Origin of the sequence: Actinoallomurus sp. NBC_01490 (assembly GCF_036227085.1) — a bacterium.
Taxonomy (GTDB): domain Bacteria; phylum Actinomycetota; class Actinomycetes; order Streptosporangiales; family Streptosporangiaceae; genus Actinoallomurus; species Actinoallomurus oryzae.
This window is the reverse complement of the sequence record NZ_CP109433.1, coordinates 3,512,731-3,529,738: the sequence shown is the minus strand read 5'-3', so window position 1 is coordinate 3,529,738 and position 17,008 is coordinate 3,512,731. Positions and strand designations below refer to the sequence as shown.

Genomic DNA, 17,008 nt, shown 5'->3' with positions numbered 1-17,008 from the left:
GTCAAGCAGGTTGACCATATCGAGGGAGGACACCCATGCCCGTGAACACGCTGGCCGAGGCGAAGAAGATCGAGTTTCACGGCCTCACCGCGCATCCCATGGCGGTGCCCAGCCGTGGTTCCGCCGAGCTGGCCATCTGGTACCTGGAGGTGCCGCCCGGCCTGCGCGGCGAGGAGCACACCGTCGACCGCGAGGAGGTGTTCGTCGTACGGTCCGGGCGGATGTCCGCCACGATCGGCGGAGATCCGTGCGAGGCGGGCCCCGGCGACGTGGTGATCGTGCCGCCGGGGGTCCCGTTCTCGATGCTCAACGACGGGTCCGAGCCCGCCCGGCTGGTGGTGTGCACCTCGGCCGGCGTACGGGCGACGCTGAACGGGCGGACCGTCGTGCCGCCCTGGTCCGAGTGACCCTCAGCCGCCGTAGATGACGGCGGTCGGCTCGGCCTTGGTCAGCGTGGCCGGGGTCGCGCCGGACAGGAACGACCGCTGCGGCTCGTCCTCGCGGCCGAGGAAGAACGCCCGGTTGACCGCCTGCACCTCGATCGTCGAGCCCGGGTCGGCGTTCGAGGTCGGCACCCGGATCGCGGTGATCTCCGCGATGTCGGACGGTGTCGTGCCGGGCGGGAGCTGCACCGTCGTGGCCGCCGGCAGGTCGCGCTGGATCGAGCGGTCCGGGAACAGGTGGTCCGAGCGGTACACCGTCGGGTCGTCCTTCAGCCGTACCCCGATGGACAGGCCCACCCAGTCGAGGGCGCCGTTCGGCGGATTCTCCGTCACCTTGCGGACGACCAGGTAGAGGTAGTCGCGCGGGTCGGCGATGGACGTGGTGGAGGAGGTCGGCGGGTCCGCCTCCACCTTGCCCTCGCGGCGCGACTCCGCGTCGGACACCCAGTACGTCCACGGGTTGCGGTCCATGATCTGCTCCCGCGCCTCCGTGGCCGCGTTCAGCGACGCGGACGTGGACAGGAAGAACCGCATCGGGTCATCGACCTTGTCGCAGATGTTGTTGTTGAGCGTGCACGTCTGCATCAGCGGGTGATCGCCCTCGTACGTCCCGCCGAACGGCTGCGTCACGTGGTTCGGCGCCTGGATCACGGCGGTGCCCGGCACGCGGCGGCCCCGGGCGTCGACCTCGACCTGGTAGATCCACTCGATGTCGGTCGTCCGGCCCCAGCGGGCCATGAGCTGCGGCGTCGAGGTGCCGCCGTCCTCGTTGCTCCAGATGTAGGAATAGGTCAGCAGCCGGTGTCCGGGCACGGCCGCGGGCACGTCCTCGTGCCAGGCGACGAGGGGCGTGTCGGTGAAGGCGTTCTGGAACGGGCCGCCCGAGTCGGCCCCGTTCCGGCCGTACAGGATCGGCGCGTGCGCCAGGTCCACGTAGTCCCGCCCGCGGCTCACCACGCGGACGGCGGTGCCGGTGACGTCGACCCGCGTGCCGCGCGAACGGTCCGCGGCGAACCGGAGCGTCAGCCGGTGCCGGCCCGCCCGCAGGTGCCCGAGCGCGAACTCCCGCGTGATCGGGAACGCGGCCGGCACCACGTCGTCGGTGACGTACCGGCCGTCGACGTAGAGCGACAGCACCGCCGACTCGTGGCCCTCCTCGCCCCAGGAGACCCCGGGCGCGGCGGCGGTCACGTCGAGGAGCGCCTCGCCCGTACGGTCGGCGCGGAACGTGATCGTACGGTCGTGACCTCGCTCGACGACCGTCGTCGTCCCCGCGGTGGCGGCCGGCACGGCGACCAGCCCGCCGAGCGCCGTCACACCCGCCAGTACGGCGGCACGCGAAAATCTACGCACAGGAGCCTCCCAGGCATCGCGAACGCAAGAAGCGTCATCGCCACCGGGAGCGCGGTCAATGATCGCGACAGAGGTTTCCGTGATCTTCATTGGCCGGTGTGGGCCAGGACACCTACCTCGGGGATTCCGCGCACTTCAGGGACGCGGCACGGGCACGACGGGAGCTCAGCGCACCACGTCGAGGACGCCCGCGCGGACCGACGAGCGCAGGTCCTCGTCGGTGACCGGGCGGCCCTCGGCGTCGACGACGTAGAAGACGTCGACGGCCTCGGCGCCGAGCGTCTCGACCCGCGCCGCCCGCACCTGCAGGCCGAAGGTCCCGAGCACGTGCCCGACGCGCCACAGCAGGCCCGGGCGGTCGTGCGCGCGCACCTCCACCACCGTCGCGGTCGCGGACGCGTCGTCGATCATGGTCACGCGGGGCGGCGGCACCGGGACGCCCTTGCGCGGCCGGTACGAGCGCGCCCGGCGTTCGAGGCGTTTCTCGACGTCCAGGCGTCCGGCCAGCACCCGGCGCAGGTCCACCTCGAGCGCGGCCGGGTCCGGCCCGGAGCCGTACTCCGGCACGGCCAGGAACTCCAGCAGCGCGGTCGGCCCCTCCGCGCCCCGGCCCCAGGAGACCGTACGGGCGCCGCGCACGGCCAGGCGGTGCAGCGCGAGCACGCCGGCGGCCTGCCAGAGCAGGCCGGGCCGGTCGGGCGCGACGACGGTGATCCGCGAGCCGACGACGCGTACGGAGCCGCCGCCGTGCCGGGCGAGGGCGAGCTGCTCCGGCGTCGGTTCGGGCGCCACCGGCGGCGGCGCGCCGGCCAGGACCGCGGCGACGCGGCGGGTGAGCTCGGCGACCAGCCCGGCCTTCCAGGGGCTCCACGCGGCCGGTCCGGTGGCCTGGCCGTCGGCGACCGCCAGCGCGGCGAGCGTCTCCAGGACGACGGGGTCGCCGACCGTCTCGGCCACCGTCTCGATCGTCACCGGGTCGTCCAGGTCGCGGCGCGTCGCGGTCTCGGGCAGCAGCAGATGGTGCCGTACGACGGCCTCCAGCACCCGGACGTCGCCGGCGTCGAAGCCGAGCCGCTCCCCCAGGTCGCGCGCCATCACCGCGCCGGTCCTGGCGTGGTCGCCGGGCCAGCCCTTGCCGATGTCGTGCAGGAGCGCGCCGACGAGCAACAGGTCGGGGCGGGCCACGTCGCGCGTGTGGGCGGCGGCCCGCGCCGCGGTCTCCACGAGGTGGCGATCGACGGTGAAGGTGTGCACCGGGTTGCGCTGCGGGCGGTTGCGCACGCGTTCCCAGTCGGGCATCAGGCGTTCGATCAGGCCGACCTGGTCGAGCGCCTCCCAGACACCGATGGCGGGCGGCCCGGCGCCGAGCAGGGTCACCAGCGCGTCGCGCGCCTCCGCCGGCCACGGCACCGGCATGGGCGGTGTCTCTCGTGCCAGCCGCTCGACCGTCGAGATCGCCAGCGGCAGGCCGGCCTGCGCGGCCGCCGCCGCGGCGCGCAGGACGAGCGTGGGGTCGCCGCCGGCGTCCGCGGCGCGGGCGAGAACGACCTCGGAGTCGTGCTCGACGACTCCGTCGGCGAGGGGGCGGCGTACCGGGCGGCCGGACGGGGAGCAGAAGCGGTCCACCGACCGCCACATGTGGTCGACCGCGAACGCGACCGTACGGGCGGCCTCGACCACCGTGCGCAGGAGCGCTTCGGCGTCGAGCAGGCCGAGCGCCTCGGCCACCGCGCCCTGCTCCTGCAGGACGAGGCGGTCCGCCGCGCGGCCGGTCGCCTCGTGCAGCGCGTGCCGGACGTCCAGGAGCAGCGCGTAGGCGTCCTTGACCCGGGCGGACGGGGCCGGGGCGACCCAGGCCGCCGCGACCGCCTGGATCGCGTGCACGTCGCGGAGCCCCCCGCGCGACTCCTTCAGGTCGGGCTCCAGGAGGAACGCCAGTTCGCCGGAGTCGCTCCAGCGGGCGCGGGTCATCTCTCGCAGCTCGGGCAGCCGGCGGCGCGCGTCCGAGCGCCAGCCGGCGAGCACCGTCTCGCGCACCTCACGGGTGAGGTCCGGATCGCCCGCGACGTGCCGCGCGGAGATCAGGCCGAGGACGGCCTTGAGGTCCTCGCGCGCGACCTCGCATGCCTGGGCGGGCGTGCGGACCGAGTGGTCGAGCCGCAGCCCGGAGTCCCAGATCGGATACCAGACGCGCTCGGCGAGGACCGCGATGTCGGGCCGGCCGCGGTGCAGGAGCACCAGGTCGACGTCGCCGCCCGGCGTGAGCTCCTCACGCCCGTGGCTGCCGACCGCGACCAGCGCGACGTCCGGTTCGGCACCGACCAGCCGGGCCAGCCGCCGGTCGAGCTCGCCGGCGCGGCGCGCCCGCTCGGCACGCAGCCGCGCGCGTGCACTGCCGCCACCCTGACCAGCCGGGCCTGCCTGAGCACCGCCCTGACCAGCCGGACCCGCCTGACCACCGTCCCGAACAGCCGGACCCGCCTGAGCCCCGTCCTGTATGGCAGAGCCCTGCCGAGCCCTGTCGCCGCCCCTGACGGCGGAGCCCGGCCGAGGCGTCGCCTCGGCCGGGCCGTGCCCTCCCCCGAGCGTGTTCGTCACCCTTACAGTGCCTCCGGCCCGGTCTCACCGGTACGAACGCGCACCACGGTGTCGACCGGCACCGACCAGACCTTGCCGTCGCCGATCTTGCCGGTCTGCGCCGCCTTCACGATGACGTCGACGATGTCCTCGGCGTCCTCGTCGTCGACGAGGACCTCGACCCGCAGCTTGGGCACGAGGTCGACCTTGTACTCCGCGCCCCGGTAGACCTCGGTGTGACCGCGCTGGCGGCCGTACCCGCTGGCCTCGCTCACCGTGAGGCCGTTGACCCCGAACGTCTCCAGCGCCGCCTTCACGTCGTCGAGCTTGAAGGGCTTGATGACCGCCGTGACGAGTCTCATGCCTCAGCCTCCACCTTCTTGTCGCCCGGCTCCGCCGAGCCCTTGGCGTGGTCCGCCGTCAGTGCGGTAAGGATTCCGTGTCCGCCGCCGGAACCGCCGTGCGCCGTGCCGATCTCGTACGCGGTCTCCGCGTGGACGGCCAGGTCGATGCCGGACACCTCGTCCTCTTCACTGACCCGCAGACCCATGATCTTGTCCAGCACCTTGCCGATGACGAAGGTGAGGACGAACGAGTAGACGGCCACCAGCACCACGCCGACGGCCTGCTTGCCGAGCTGGCCGAACCCACCGCCGTAGAACAGGCCCGCCGGCCCGTCGCCCTTGGCCGGGGTGAGGATGCCGGTCACGGTCGGGGTGGCCAGGAAACCGATCAGCAGGGCGCCCGCCGCGCCGCCGACCGCGTGCACGCCGACGACGTCGAGGGAGTCGTCGAAGCCGAACCTGGTCTTCATGCCGACCGCCACGGAGCAGAGCGCGCCGGCGATCACGCCGAGGATGATCGCTCCCACCGGGTTCACCGAGGCGCAGGCCGGGGTGATCGCGACGAGGCCGGCGACCGCGCCGGAGGCCATGCCCAAAGCGGTGGACTTCCCGTAGCGGAACTTCTCCACGACGATCCAGCCGAGCGCCGCGGCCGCGGTCGCCACCTGGGTGTTGACGAACGCCACCGACGCCTGGGCGTTGGCGGCCAGCGCCGAGCCGGCGTTGAAGCCGAACCAGCCGAACCACAGCAGGCCCGCGCCGAGCAGCACGAACGGCACGTTGTGCGGGCGCATCGGCTCCTTGGGCCAGCCGACCCGCTTGCCGACCACCAGGGCCAGGGCCAGGCCCGCCATACCGGCGTTCAGGTGGACCGCGGTGCCGCCGGCGAAGTCCAGGGCGCCGATGTGGTCGGCCAGGAAGCCGCCGTCCTTGGTCGTGGACAGGTCGCCGAAGAAGAACACCCAGTGCGCCACCGGGAAGTACACGATCGTGGTCCAGATCGCCACGAACGCGCACCAGCCGCCGAACTTCACCCGGTCCGCGATGGCACCGCTGATCAGCGCGGGGGTGATGATGGCGAACATGAGCTGGAAGGCGACGAACGCCAGCTCGGGCGACGTGCCGGACGCCGACAGCAGCGTGTCCTTCAGCCCGACCCGGCCGAAGCCGCCGATGAAGCCGTGGTTCCCGACGTCCTTGGCGAAGGCCAGGGAGTAGCCGTAGAAGACCCACAGCACGCTGACGATGCCGATCGTGGCGAAGTTCATCATCAGCATGTTGAGGACGCTCTTGGACCGGGTCATACCGCCGTAGAAGAACGCGAGGCCCGGGGTCATGAGAAGCACGAGAGCAGAGCTCGCCAGCAGCCAGGCGGTGTCGCCTGAATTCAACATCTTGAGAACGTCCGGCGGCATGCGGCGCCCCTTCGGTGAGGTGGTCGATACTGCTCTGGAGCTTCGAGCAGAGCCGTTTCACCTACGGGGCATGAGTGTTTCGGCGGTGTGAAACCGTGCGCGCCCATGTTTCCGACGTGTTTCCAAGTGCTACGCCCCGCTTCGTACGCGTTCGCCGCCGGTAGCCCCCACCGTGACGCCCGTCACGGACCGTCACGCCCGGCCCGACGTACAGTGTGAGGACAAGTTCCCAGGTCATCCCTATAAGGACGGGGATCGGCAACGGTGTCTGCGGTGTCGCGCCCCTCCGTCCGGTGGCGCGCACGCGGGCTACCCGCGGAGGTGACGAGTTTCGTCGGACGTCGGCGCGAGGTGGCCGACGTCAAACGCCTGCTGTCCGACTCACGGCTGGTGACGCTCACCGGGGTGGGCGGAGTCGGCAAGACCAGGCTGGCCTACCGGGTCGCCGCGGAGCTGTGGCGCGCGTTCCCCGACGGCGTGTGGCCGGTCGATCTGGCCGAGCTGGAGAACCCCGAGCTGCTCGCGCAGGCCGTCTCCGCGGCACTCGGTGTCGAGGACCGGTCCGGCCGGTGCCCGGTGGAGACCCTGACCGATCATCTGCGGGACATCACCGCGCTGATCGTGCTGGACAACTGTGAGCACCTCCTGCCCGAATGCGCCGTACTGACCGACGCCCTGCTGCGCGCCGCGCCCTGCCTGCGCGTCCTGGCCACGAGCCGGCAGCTCCTGGGGATCACGGGCGAGCAGACCCTGGACGTGCCGGCGCTGCCCCTGCCGCTGCCCGGCACCGATCCCGGATCGGTCGAGGCGTCGACGCGCTATGACGCGGTGCGGCTGTTCGTCGACCGGGCGCGGGCCGTACGCCCCGGCTTCGCGCTGACCGAGGACAACCGCCAGGCCGTCGAGCGGCTCTGCCGCCGCCTCGACGGCGTCCCGCTCGCGATCGAGCTGGCGGCGGTACGGCTGCGGGCCCTGTCGGTCCAGCACCTGCTCGGACGCCTCGACGACCGGTTCCGCCTGCTCGAACGCCGTTCCTGTACGGCGGTCGAGCGGCATCGCACGCTGTGGGCGCTGATCGACTGGAGCCACACGCTCTGCACGCCGGAGGAACGGCTGCTGTGGGCGCGGGCCTCGGTGTTCGTCGGCGGTTTCGGCCTGGAGTCGGCCGAGGACGTCTGCTCCGGCGACGGCATCGCCCGCGAGGAGGTACTGGACCTCGTGGCCGGGCTCGTCGACAAGTCGGTGCTGATCACCGAGGAGACGCCGTTCGGGGTCCGCTACCGGCTCATGGAGTCGCTGCGGGAGTACGGCCGGGAGCGGCTCGCCGAGGGGGGCGGCGCCGACGCCGTGCAACGGCGGCACCGTGATCACTTCGCCCGGATGTGCGCCGACACGCTGGCGTCGGAGTCGTGCCAGCTGAAGCTGCTCAGCCGGGTGAAGTTGGAGACCGCCAACCTGCGCTCGGCCATGGACTACTGCTTCAGCACGCCCGGCGGCGCCGCGTACGGCCTGCGGATGGCCGCCGACCTGCGCAACCACTGGCTCAGCGGCTACCTCGGCGAGGGCCGCCAGCGGTTCGCCCAGGGGCTGGCCCTGCACCGGGCGAAGGACGAGGCGCGAGGCCGTGCCCTGATCGTGGACGGCTGGCTGGCCGTGGTCGACGGCCGGCCCGAGGAGGGCAGCCGGCTGTTCGACGAGGCGCGGGAGATCGGCGAACTCCTGGGGCACGGCGTGATCCTCGCCGACATCGCCCTCCAGGAGGGACTGCTGGCGCTGGACCGGGGCGACGCGGAGACCGCGATCACGCTGTGCCGCGCCGCCGAGGAGCGACAGCGCGCGGCCGGCGACATCATGGGCCGCATCCGCGCGGCCCTGTGGCTCGCCAGCGCGCTCACCCTGGCCGGCGACCTGGACGCCGCCGTCCGCACCGCGCAGGAGGGCATCGCCCTGTGCGAGGACCACGGCAAGGGCCTGTACCGCGCCCACCTGCTGACCATGCTCGGCGTGGCGTTCTGGCGCCGGGGCGACACGGCGCGGGCCGGCGCGCTGGTGAGGGAGAGCCTCGCCTTCCACCGTGAGCTCGGCAATTCCCGTGGCATCGGCCTCAACATGGCGGCTCTCGCGTGGATCACGGCGGCGGACGGCCGGTACGAGCGGGCGGCGCGGCTGCTGGGGATCTTCGAGAGGTTCTCGCGGGAGCCGCGGTCACGGCGGGCGATCGGCGCACAGGTGGCCGGATACCGGCATCTGCGCCCCTACCAGGAGGGGTGTGTGGCGGAGATCCGGCGCGCGCTCGGCGAGGCGGCCTTCGAGTCGACGGTGCGCGAGAGCGCCCGGCTCGACGTGGACCACGCGCTCGCGTACGCGCTGGAGGAGAGCGCCGAGGACGACGTCGCGGAGGCGGCCGGGCCGGTGGACGGCGACCGCTCGGCGCCGCTGACGCGGCGGCAGACCGAGGTGGCCCGGCTCATCGGCCGCGGGCTGACCAACCGCGACATCGCCACCAAGCTGGTGATCTCCCAGCGCACCGCCGAGGGCCACGTGGAGCAGATCATGCACCGGCTCGGGTTCGCGTCGCGCTCGCAGATCGCGGTCTGGATCAGTGAGCGCGACAAGGGCAACGGCCATGGCGACCTCAACGGCGAGGTGGGGCACCGGGGCCGGCACCTGCGATGACGAGGGGTGCCGACCCCGGTGTACCTGCGACGCGGGGTCCGGGCCCGCGTCGCCGGGACGGCGTCGCGGGGGGGATGCGACACCGTGACGCGTTGACGCCGCCGGGGGGGTTGACGGCGCCACCGCTTTTCCTGTGGTTCCGGAGGGACGGCCGCGTACGGCGCGGTGTCCCGGAGGCGCCGGCGCCGTATCCGGCGTGCCGATGACCTCCACCGACGACGATGCCACCCGAGGCTGCCGGGCACACGGGGAAAAATACCCGAATCCGCAGGTAGACGCCCCGTACACGCGGAGGCCCGCTCAGTCGCCGAGGATCGCCTCGACGAAGGCCTCCGGCTCGAACGGTGCCAGGTCGTCGGGCCCCTCGCCGAGGCCGACGAGCTTGACGGGCACGCCCAGCTCGCGCTGGACCGCGATCACGATGCCGCCCTTCGCGGTGCCGTCGAGCTTGGTCAGGGCGATGCCGGTCACGTCGACGACCTCGGCGAAGACGCGGGCCTGCTGCAGGCCGTTCTGGCCCGTGGTCGCGTCGAGGACGAGGATCACCTCGTCGACCTGCGCCTGCTTTTCGATCACCCGCTTCACCTTGCCGAGCTCGTCCATCAGCCCGGTCTTGGTGTGCAGGCGGCCGGCCGTGTCGACGATCACCGTGTCGACGCCGGCGGCGATGCCGTGCTTGACCGCCTCGAAGGCGACGCTCGCCGGGTCGGTGCCCTCGTCCCGGCGTACGACCTCCGCGCCGACCCGGGACCCCCACGTCTGGAGCTGGTCGGCCGCGGCGGCACGGAACGTGTCGGCGGCGCCGAGCAGCACCGTACGGCCGTCGCCCACGATGACCCGCGCGAGCTTGCCGCAGGTCGTGGTCTTACCCGTGCCGTTGACGCCCACGACGAGGATGACGGCCGGCTGGGCGCCGTGCGGCTCGGTGCGCAGGGAGCGCTCCCAGTCCTTGCCGATCTGGCCCAGCAGCTCTTCCTTGAGCAGCGCGCGCACCTCGGTGGCGTCACGGGAGCCCAGCACCTTGACCTTGGTGCGCAGGTCCTCGACGATCTGCCGGGACGGCGCCACGCCGACGTCCGCGGTGACCAGAGTGTCCTCGATCTCCTCCCACGCGTCGTCGTCGAGCGCGTCGCGGGACAGCAGCAGGAGCAGGCTGCGTCCCAGGGCGTTCTGCGACCGGGACAGCCGCGCACGCAGGCGTACGAGACGGCCCGCGGACGGCGGCGGGACCTCCACCTCCGGCACCGGCGGCGCCGGGACCTCCACCGGAGGCGCCTCGACGGTCGCGGTGTCCTCCTCCAGGACGGCGGTGCCGCCCGGTGAGACACCGCTCTCCGGCGGCGCCTGCGGCGGCGGAGCCGTACGGCCGCGCCCTCTCAGCAGGAAGAGTCCGGCCGCGACGACGGCGACCACGACGATCGCGATGGCGAGGATCAGGTATTCCATAGCGTGTCCCAGTCTCGCAGAGGCCGGGGCCGGTCAGCGAGAGCGGGGCGGCGGCAGGCGGGTCGGCGGCATGGTCTCGTGCTCGGAGTTCCCCCATTCCTCGAGGTTCTTCAGCAGGGCCTCCAGGTAGGACCGCAGATGGGTGCGGTAGACGTCGCTGAAGGTGCGCAGGTAGGTGATCTCGCTTTCCAGGTTGCGGCGTTCGTCGTCCGACAGGGGTGCGGAGGAGGACGGCCGGACCTGCTCGGCCGCGGTCGACGCCTGCCGATGCGCCTCCTCCAGCACCATCACGGCCCGCGCCTTGGCCTCGGCGAGGATCTCGTCGCGGTTGCGCCGCGCCTCCTCGGCCAGTTCCTGGCTGTAACGCTGGGCGTCGGCGACATAGTGGTCGGCGGTCTCCTGCGCCGTGGACAGGATGCGCACGGCCTGCATGTGGGCGTCCTCGGCCTGCGCCGGCGAGATGCCCTGGGGGCTGCCGGAGATCCGGTCGCGCAGCCGGCCGACCTCGTTCTGCAGCGCCGCCTTCTCGTTGAGGACCCGGACCAGCTCCTGCTCGACCCCGTGGAGGAAGGCGCGGACCTGGTCCTCGTCATAGCCCCGCCGGCCGAGCGGGGCACGCCGGAAGTCGGCCGTCTGCAGCTCGGCCGGGGTGAGACGCTGAGCGCCGGGATTGTCTAGCGAGGTCACTGGGGCCTCCTTCGTCGGAGAGAGTCACCACTAAGGCGTGTCATGGATCCCCCTATGCGTCCGCGTACTTGTCGAACCGGATGCGATCCCTGCCGAGCCCGAGGCGTACGAGGCGGTCGGAGGTCGCGTCCACCATCGTGGGCGAGCCGCACACGTACGCGTCGTGATCTCTCCAGATCCCGTGCCGGGCGATGACGTCGGCGAGCGTGCCCTGCTCGGCGCCGCCGTCCGCGGGCTCGTCGGACACGGCGGGCACGACGGTGAGCCACGGGTACTCCACCGCCCGCTTGGCCAGGTCGTCCAGGTCGTACAGGCCGTCCATCGTGCGTGAGCCGAAGAACAGGTGGACGCGCGGCGGTGCGGGGCTCTGCGCGATCCGTTCGAGGATCGCCTTGAGCGGGGCCAGGCCGGTGCTGCCGCCGATGAGGAGTACGTCGCGGCCGGAGCGATCGTCGTAGGTCATCGTGCCCACCGGCGACGCGAGCTTGAGCCGGTCACCCGGGGCGACCGAGCGCACCAGGACGGGGCTCACCGGCCCTCCGTCGACCAGCCGTACGTGGAAGTCGATCGTGTTGTCGGGGCGCGGTGCGTTCGCCATCGAGTAGAACCGCCACGTGCGCGGCCGGGCGGGAACCTCCACCGCGACCGCCTGGCCGGGCAGGAACGGCAGCGGGCGTTCGGTCACCACTCGCATCACCGCGAGGTCGAAGCGGCGCCGTTCGTGCGTCACGATCTGGGCGTTCCACCAGGCCGGGCGCTGCGCCGCGTCCTCTTCCGCGGCCTCGATCATGACCTTGGCGACCACTCCGTACGCGTCGCTCCAGTCCTTGGCGAGGGTGTCGGTCCACTCCGCACCGGAAAAGTAACGCAGAGTAGTGAACAGGCTCTGCCCGACCTCCGGATAATGCAGCGCCTCGACCCCGAATTTGCGGTGGTCGGCACCGAGCTGACGAACGAAAGGAACGAGTTCCGGCAGGTTGTCGACCTGAGAAACGATACGTCCCAGTGCGTGCAACAACCGATCACGCTGGTGATTCATTCCGATCGGGAACATCTCCCGAAGCCCTGGATTCCGCAGAAATAGATCCGAGTAAAAGAACAATGCCACAGCGTCACCATGCTGAGCGACCTGCGCAAAGTTATCCTTCAATGCTTGAGCGTCCACACGTTCTCCTGATGGGGCGGCTTACGCGAGCGGGCGCCGGTGCCGGGCACCGGCGCCGGGTGCGCGCTACCCCTCGCCACCCGCCTTCAGCATGACGCCCGAGACGACGTCGTACGCGGCCGTCCACTCTTTCTCCAGCTCAGGCGTCCACGAGTCGCCGCTGAAGTAGCGAAGCGTCGCGACGAGGCTGTTGCCGACCTCGAGGTAGTGCTCGGCGGTGATACCGAATCCCTGATGCCGGCGGCCCAGTTGCTGAAGGTAGGGAACCAATTCCTCAGTGTTGTCCACCCATGCGACGATCTGCGCAAGCGCCTCCAGGAGAACCTTCTGCTGACGCGCCATGGAAGCCGGGAAAAGTGACCGGTAGCCAGGGTTGCCCTGGAAGAGATCCGCGTAAAAGTAATCGGCCACCTCCATACCGTGATCGGCGACCTGCGCAAAGTTATCCTTCAGTCGCTGAGCGTCCATATGAGGCCCTTTCTCGGGTTGAACGACGTCTATTCCTAACGAAGCGCACGACTCGGCGCAACCGTTACACAGGGTTGAGAACCGCATCCGTGTGACAAAAGAGGCGACCGGTGGACAGGACCCAGGTCAACCGCCACGGCCGGGAGGACGCGTCGTCGCGCACGCGTCGAGACGGAGCCGGGAGCGCCGTCGTCGTGTCAGGCACCGTGGTCAGAGAGTTCTGGAACGGGCCAATCGTCGCCACGAGCGGACCTCGACCGTCAGGGGCGTGTGTCAGATGTCCCGGTCAGGCCGGTGCCGGACGGCGAGCCGCCCATCGGGTCTCGCACAGCCCCGCCGGGCGCGCGAGTCAGGGCCCGACCAGACGGCCTCCGGCCCGCTGTGGACCTCGACGGGGTGGCCGGAGTCACAGACTCCGGCTCGGCCGCTCAGGCGGGTTCCGGCTCGCGCAGGCGCTGGCTGATCACCTGGGTCACGCCGTCGCCCCGCATGCTCACGCCGTAGAGCGCGTCCGCGCCCTCCATCGTGCGCTTCTGGTGCGTGATGACGATCAGCTGCGAGGACTCGCGGAGCTCTTCGAAGATGCCCAGCAGACGCTGGGTGTTGGTGTCGTCGAGGGCCGCCTCGACCTCGTCGAGGACGTAGAACGGCGACGGCCGCGCCTTGAAGATCGCGACGAGGAACGCGATCGCGACCAGGGAACGCTCGCCGCCGGACAGCAGCGACAGCCGCTTGACCTTCTTGCCGGGCGGCCGGGCCTCCACCTCGATGCCGGTGGTCAGCATGTCCTCCGGCTCGGTCAGCGACAGGCGCCCGTCACCGCCCGGGAACAGGCGTGAGAAGATCCCCTCGAACTCCCGCGCGGTGTCCTCGTACGCGGAGGTGAAGACCTGCTCGACCCGCTCGTCGACCTCCTTGACGACCGTGAGCAGGTCGCGCCGGGTCTTCTTCAGATCCTCCAGCTGGGAGGTCAGGAAGGCGTGCCGCTCCTCCAGGGCGGCGAACTCCTCCAGCGCCAGCGGGTTGACCTTCCCGAGCTGGGTGAGCTGGCGTTCGGCCTGCTTGGCCCGCTTCTCCTGCGTGGCACGGTCGTACGGCTGAGGCTCGGCGTCCTCGGGCGCGTCGGGCGGCGGCGGGACGAGCTGGTCGGGGCCGTACTCGGCGATCAGCACGTCCACCTCCAGCCCGAACTCCTCCATCGCCCGCTCCTCCATCTGCTCCAGGCGGAGCCGGCGCTCGGCGCGGGCGACCTCGCTGCCGTGGGCGACGTTGACGAGCCGCTCGTGCTCGCCGGTCAGCTCGCGCACGCGCGTGCGGACGGCCTTCAGCTCCTCCTCGCGGGCGGCACGCGCCTGCTCGGCGGCCTCGCGCTCGGCGACGGCCGCGGCGATCGACACCTCGATGCGGGCGAGGGCCCGGTGCGCGCCGACGACGACGGCCTGCGCGACACGGGCGTCGCGGGCACGTCGCTCGCGGCGTTCGGCTGCGCGAGCGCGCTCGGCGCGCTCCTCCGCCGCCGCGCGCAGCAGCGCGTCGGCGCGACCCTCGATCGCCTTGACCCGCTCCTCGGCGGTACGGACGTTGAGCCGCGCCTCCATCTCGACGGACCGCAGCTCCTGGCACCGGTCGGCGAGCTCGTCACGGCGGAAGGACGCCTCGTCGTCCTCCTCGACCGGCTCGGCCTCGGCGGCCTCCAGCCGCTCGCGCAGCCGGACGCGTTCTTCGGCGTCGCGCTCGCGTGCCTCCTCCGCGGCCCGTACGGACGCGGAGAGACGTTCGGCCTCCTGCCGGGCGGCCTTGGCCGCGGCCTGGAGCCCGGCGACGTGCCTGGCCTCCTGCGCGGCCTCGGCGGCCGCCTCGCGGAGCCGGGCGCGTACGCGGTCGAGGGCCGCCTGCGCGCGGCTCACGCCCGTCTGCGCCTCGCCGACGGCGGCCTGGGCCGCCTCCAGCACCGCCTGGGCCCGCTGCTCGGCCTCCACGGCCTCCTCGAGCGCCTCGGCGGTCCCCTCGGCCTTCTCACGCGCCGCCGCGAGCCGCTCGGCGGCCTCGTCGCGGGCGGCGCGCATCTGCAGCGCGCTCTGCCGGCCGCCGCCCCCGCCCAGGGCCCAGTGCGCGCCGAACAGGTCGCCCTCGCGCGTGACCGCCCGCAGCTCCGGCGCCCGGCGTACGAGCGCGGCGGCGGCGGCCAGGTCGTCGACGACCACGACGTCGGCGAGGAGGTGGTGCACGGCGGAGCGGACGGACTCCGCCGCGGTGATCAGGTCGGTGGCGCGCCGGACGCCGTCCGGCAGCGGGACGTCCGCGAGCTTGGTTTCGGGCCCGTCGCCGACCACGAGACCGGCCTGGCCCGCGTCGTCGGCGCGCAGCCGGGTCAGGGCGGACTCGGCGGTGTCGAGCGAGTCGACGGCGACGGCCTCGGTCGCGGCTCCGAGAGCGGCGGCGATCGCGACCTCGGCGCCGGGTTCGACGGACAGGAGGGACGCGAGCGTGCCCAGGACGCCGTCGAGACCGGCGGCGAGCAGTGCCTCTCCCCCGTCCGCCGCGCTGCCGAGGGTCAGGTCGAGCGCCTCGACCCGCGCCTGCAGCGCGGTCGCCTCCTTCTGCGCGGCCTGGTCGGCGCCACGGGCCGCGCCGACGCGCTCGTGCGCCTCGCGAACGGCCCGGCGGGGCGCCTCGACGGCCTCGCGCGCCTGTTCGGCGGACTCCTTGGCCTGTTCGAGGACCTCCTGGGCGCGCTCGTGCTCGGCCGCCAGCTCGGGGTCCTCCTCCGCCTGGGTGTTCTGGGAGGAGTACTCCTCTTCGGCGATCTGAGCGCGCTCCTCGGCGGCGGCCCGCGCCTCGCTCAACCGGCCGATCTCCGCCTCGGTGGCCTGCATCTTGCTGTCCAGCGCGCCGACCTGGCCGCGCAGCCGGGCCAGGCCCTCCCGCCGGTCGGCGGCGGCGCGCGCGGCGGCCTGCAGGCGGCGCTCCTCCATCTCCAGCGCCGACTCGGCCTCCGACCGCTCTCGTACGGCCTCGGCGAGCGTCTCCTCGACCGCCTCCAGCCGCGCGGCGAGGACCTCTTCCTGCTCGGCGACCTCCGCGGCCTCGCGCTCCATGTCCTCCGGGTCGCGGCCCCGGCGGTCGTCCTCCTGCGCCTCGGTGGCGTGGCGGTGGCGCTCGGCGGCGACCTCCCCGACGCCGCGCAGCCGCTCGCGCAGGGACGACAGGGAGTACCAGGTCTCCTGGGCACGGGCCAGCACGGGCGCCTGCTCGGCCGCCTCGGCCTCCAGCGCCGCCTCACGCTGCTGGGCGGCGGCGAGGGCCTCCTCGACGGCGATGTGCCGCTCGCGTACGGCGGCCTCGTCGACGGCCTCCTGCTTGAGCCGGCCGCTGAGCGTCACCAGGTCGTCGGCCAGCAGGCGTACGCGCGCGTCGCGCAGGTCGGACTGGATGACGGCGGCCCTGCGGGCGATCTCGGCCTGGCGGCCCAGGGGTTTCAGCTGGCGGCGCAGCTCGGTGGTGAGGTCCTGGACGCGCGTGAGGTTGGCCTGCATCGCGTCGAGCTTGCGAAGGGCCTTCTCCTTGCGCTTACGGTGCTTGAGGACGCCGGCCGCCTCCTCGACCATGGAGCGGCGGCCCTCCGGCCCGGAGTGCAGGACCCGGTCGAGCTGGCCCTGGCCGATGATCACATGCATCTCACGGCCGATGCCGGAGTCGGACAGCAGTTCCTGGACGTCGAGCAGGCGGCAGGTGTCGCCGTTGATGGCGTACTCGCTCTGCCCCGACCGGAACATCAGCCGGCTGATCGTGACCTCGGTGTAGTCGATCGGCAGGGCACCGTCGGTGTTGTCGATCGTGAGGAGGACCTCGGCCCGGCCGAGCGGCGGGCGCGACGAGGTGCCCGCGAAGATGACGTCCTCCATCTTGCCGCCGCGCAGCGACTTGGCGCCCTGCTCGCCCATCACCCAGGCGAGGGCGTCGACGACGTTGGACTTCCCCGAGCCGTTGGGCCCGACGACGGCCGTGATGCCGGGTTCGAGACGCAGCGTGGTCGAGGACGCGAAGGACTTGAAGCCACGCAGCGTGAGGCTCTTCAAGTACAAGCGTCCACCGATCCTTTCCCCGCCCGGCGCGGCACGGCCCGGGAGCTCTGCGAGGGGTCACCGCGGCCGGCCCCTGCGCACCATACCGGCCGGAAGCCGCCGCACCGGCATCTGACATCCCCAAATGTGCCACGAACCCTCGTGTTTCGCGGGGCTCCGCGCGAAACCGCCCCGGCCGCGCGGCTCCCCCGCCCCGCTCGAACGCCCCGCCGGGCAGCGGCCCGGCGTACGGCGCCTCGCGCCGCGGGGCGAAAAAGGGTCAATCTTTGCCCGGACATCTCTCGCGGCGCCACATTTCCCTTGCCCCACCGCGCCGGGAGAATTCACCTAGCGGCCGGACAGCGACCTG

11 protein-coding genes are annotated in these 17,008 nt (G+C 72.5%); 2 read left to right on the top strand and 9 right to left on the bottom strand.

All coding sequences use genetic code 11. The features are described 5' to 3' along the window. The first annotated feature begins 35 nt into the window (after nucleotides 1-35). Nucleotides 36-407: a cupin domain-containing protein gene (locus OG417_RS16890; protein ID WP_329256491.1), complete on the top strand. Its 372-nt coding sequence runs from the start codon at nucleotides 36-38 to the stop codon at nucleotides 405-407. 3 nt (nucleotides 408-410) lie between these two features. Here OG417_RS16890 and OG417_RS16885 read toward each other — a convergent pair whose 3' ends face one another. The 4 genes from OG417_RS16885 to OG417_RS16870 all read right to left on the bottom strand — a co-directional run bounded on the left by OG417_RS16885 (nucleotide 411) and on the right by OG417_RS16870 (nucleotide 6,111). Next, nucleotides 411-1,796 carry a hypothetical protein gene (locus OG417_RS16885; RefSeq protein WP_329256489.1) on the bottom strand — a complete coding sequence of 462 codons (1,386 nt, stop codon included), beginning with the start codon at nucleotides 1,794-1,796 and terminating at the stop codon, nucleotides 411-413. Between the two features lie 165 nt (nucleotides 1,797-1,961). Beyond that, entirely contained in the window at nucleotides 1,962-4,394 is a 2,433-nt protein-coding gene (locus OG417_RS16880; RefSeq protein ID WP_329256487.1) for a [protein-PII] uridylyltransferase, read from the bottom strand. Between the two features lie 2 nt (nucleotides 4,395-4,396). Further along, entirely contained in the window at nucleotides 4,397-4,735 is a 339-nt protein-coding gene (locus OG417_RS16875; protein WP_285569096.1) for a P-II family nitrogen regulator, read from the bottom strand. Continuing rightward, nucleotides 4,732-6,111, bottom strand: coding sequence for an ammonium transporter (locus OG417_RS16870; protein WP_329256485.1), 1,380 nt, complete (start codon nucleotides 6,109-6,111; stop codon nucleotides 4,732-4,734). The genes OG417_RS16875 and OG417_RS16870 overlap by 4 nt, the downstream gene beginning before the upstream one ends. Nucleotides 6,112-6,453: 342 nt before the next feature. On the opposite strand from OG417_RS16870, the gene OG417_RS16865 reads away from it, so the two are divergent. Beyond that, nucleotides 6,454-8,808 carry an ATP-binding protein gene (locus OG417_RS16865; RefSeq protein ID WP_329256483.1) on the top strand — a complete coding sequence of 785 codons (2,355 nt, stop codon included), beginning with the start codon at nucleotides 6,454-6,456 and terminating at the stop codon, nucleotides 8,806-8,808. A 300-nt stretch (nucleotides 8,809-9,108) separates the two neighbouring features. Here the strand turns inward: OG417_RS16865 and ftsY are convergent, their stop codons facing one another. The 5 genes from ftsY to smc form a co-directional block, all read right to left on the bottom strand. After that, on the bottom strand, nucleotides 9,109-10,254 hold the full coding sequence (ftsY, locus tag OG417_RS16860; RefSeq protein ID WP_329256481.1) for a signal recognition particle-docking protein FtsY: 1,146 nt from the start codon (nucleotides 10,252-10,254) through the stop codon (nucleotides 9,109-9,111). 33 nt (nucleotides 10,255-10,287) lie between these two features. Then, nucleotides 10,288-10,941, bottom strand: a complete 654-nt coding sequence (locus tag OG417_RS16855) for a DivIVA domain-containing protein (RefSeq protein WP_329256479.1) — start codon at nucleotides 10,939-10,941, stop codon at nucleotides 10,288-10,290. A 52-nt stretch (nucleotides 10,942-10,993) separates the two neighbouring features. Then, a complete protein-coding gene (locus tag OG417_RS16850) occupies nucleotides 10,994-12,049 on the bottom strand; it encodes a globin domain-containing protein (protein ID WP_329256477.1) in 1,056 nt (351 codons plus the stop codon). A gap of 123 nt (nucleotides 12,050-12,172) precedes the next feature. Then, a complete protein-coding gene (locus OG417_RS16845) occupies nucleotides 12,173-12,574 on the bottom strand; it encodes a globin domain-containing protein (protein ID WP_329256475.1) in 402 nt (133 codons plus the stop codon). A 428-nt stretch (nucleotides 12,575-13,002) separates the two neighbouring features. Beyond that, nucleotides 13,003-16,659: a chromosome segregation protein SMC gene (gene smc, locus OG417_RS16840; RefSeq protein WP_329256472.1), complete on the bottom strand. Its 3,657-nt coding sequence runs from the start codon at nucleotides 16,657-16,659 to the stop codon at nucleotides 13,003-13,005. Nucleotides 16,660-17,008: the final 349 nt, after the last annotated feature.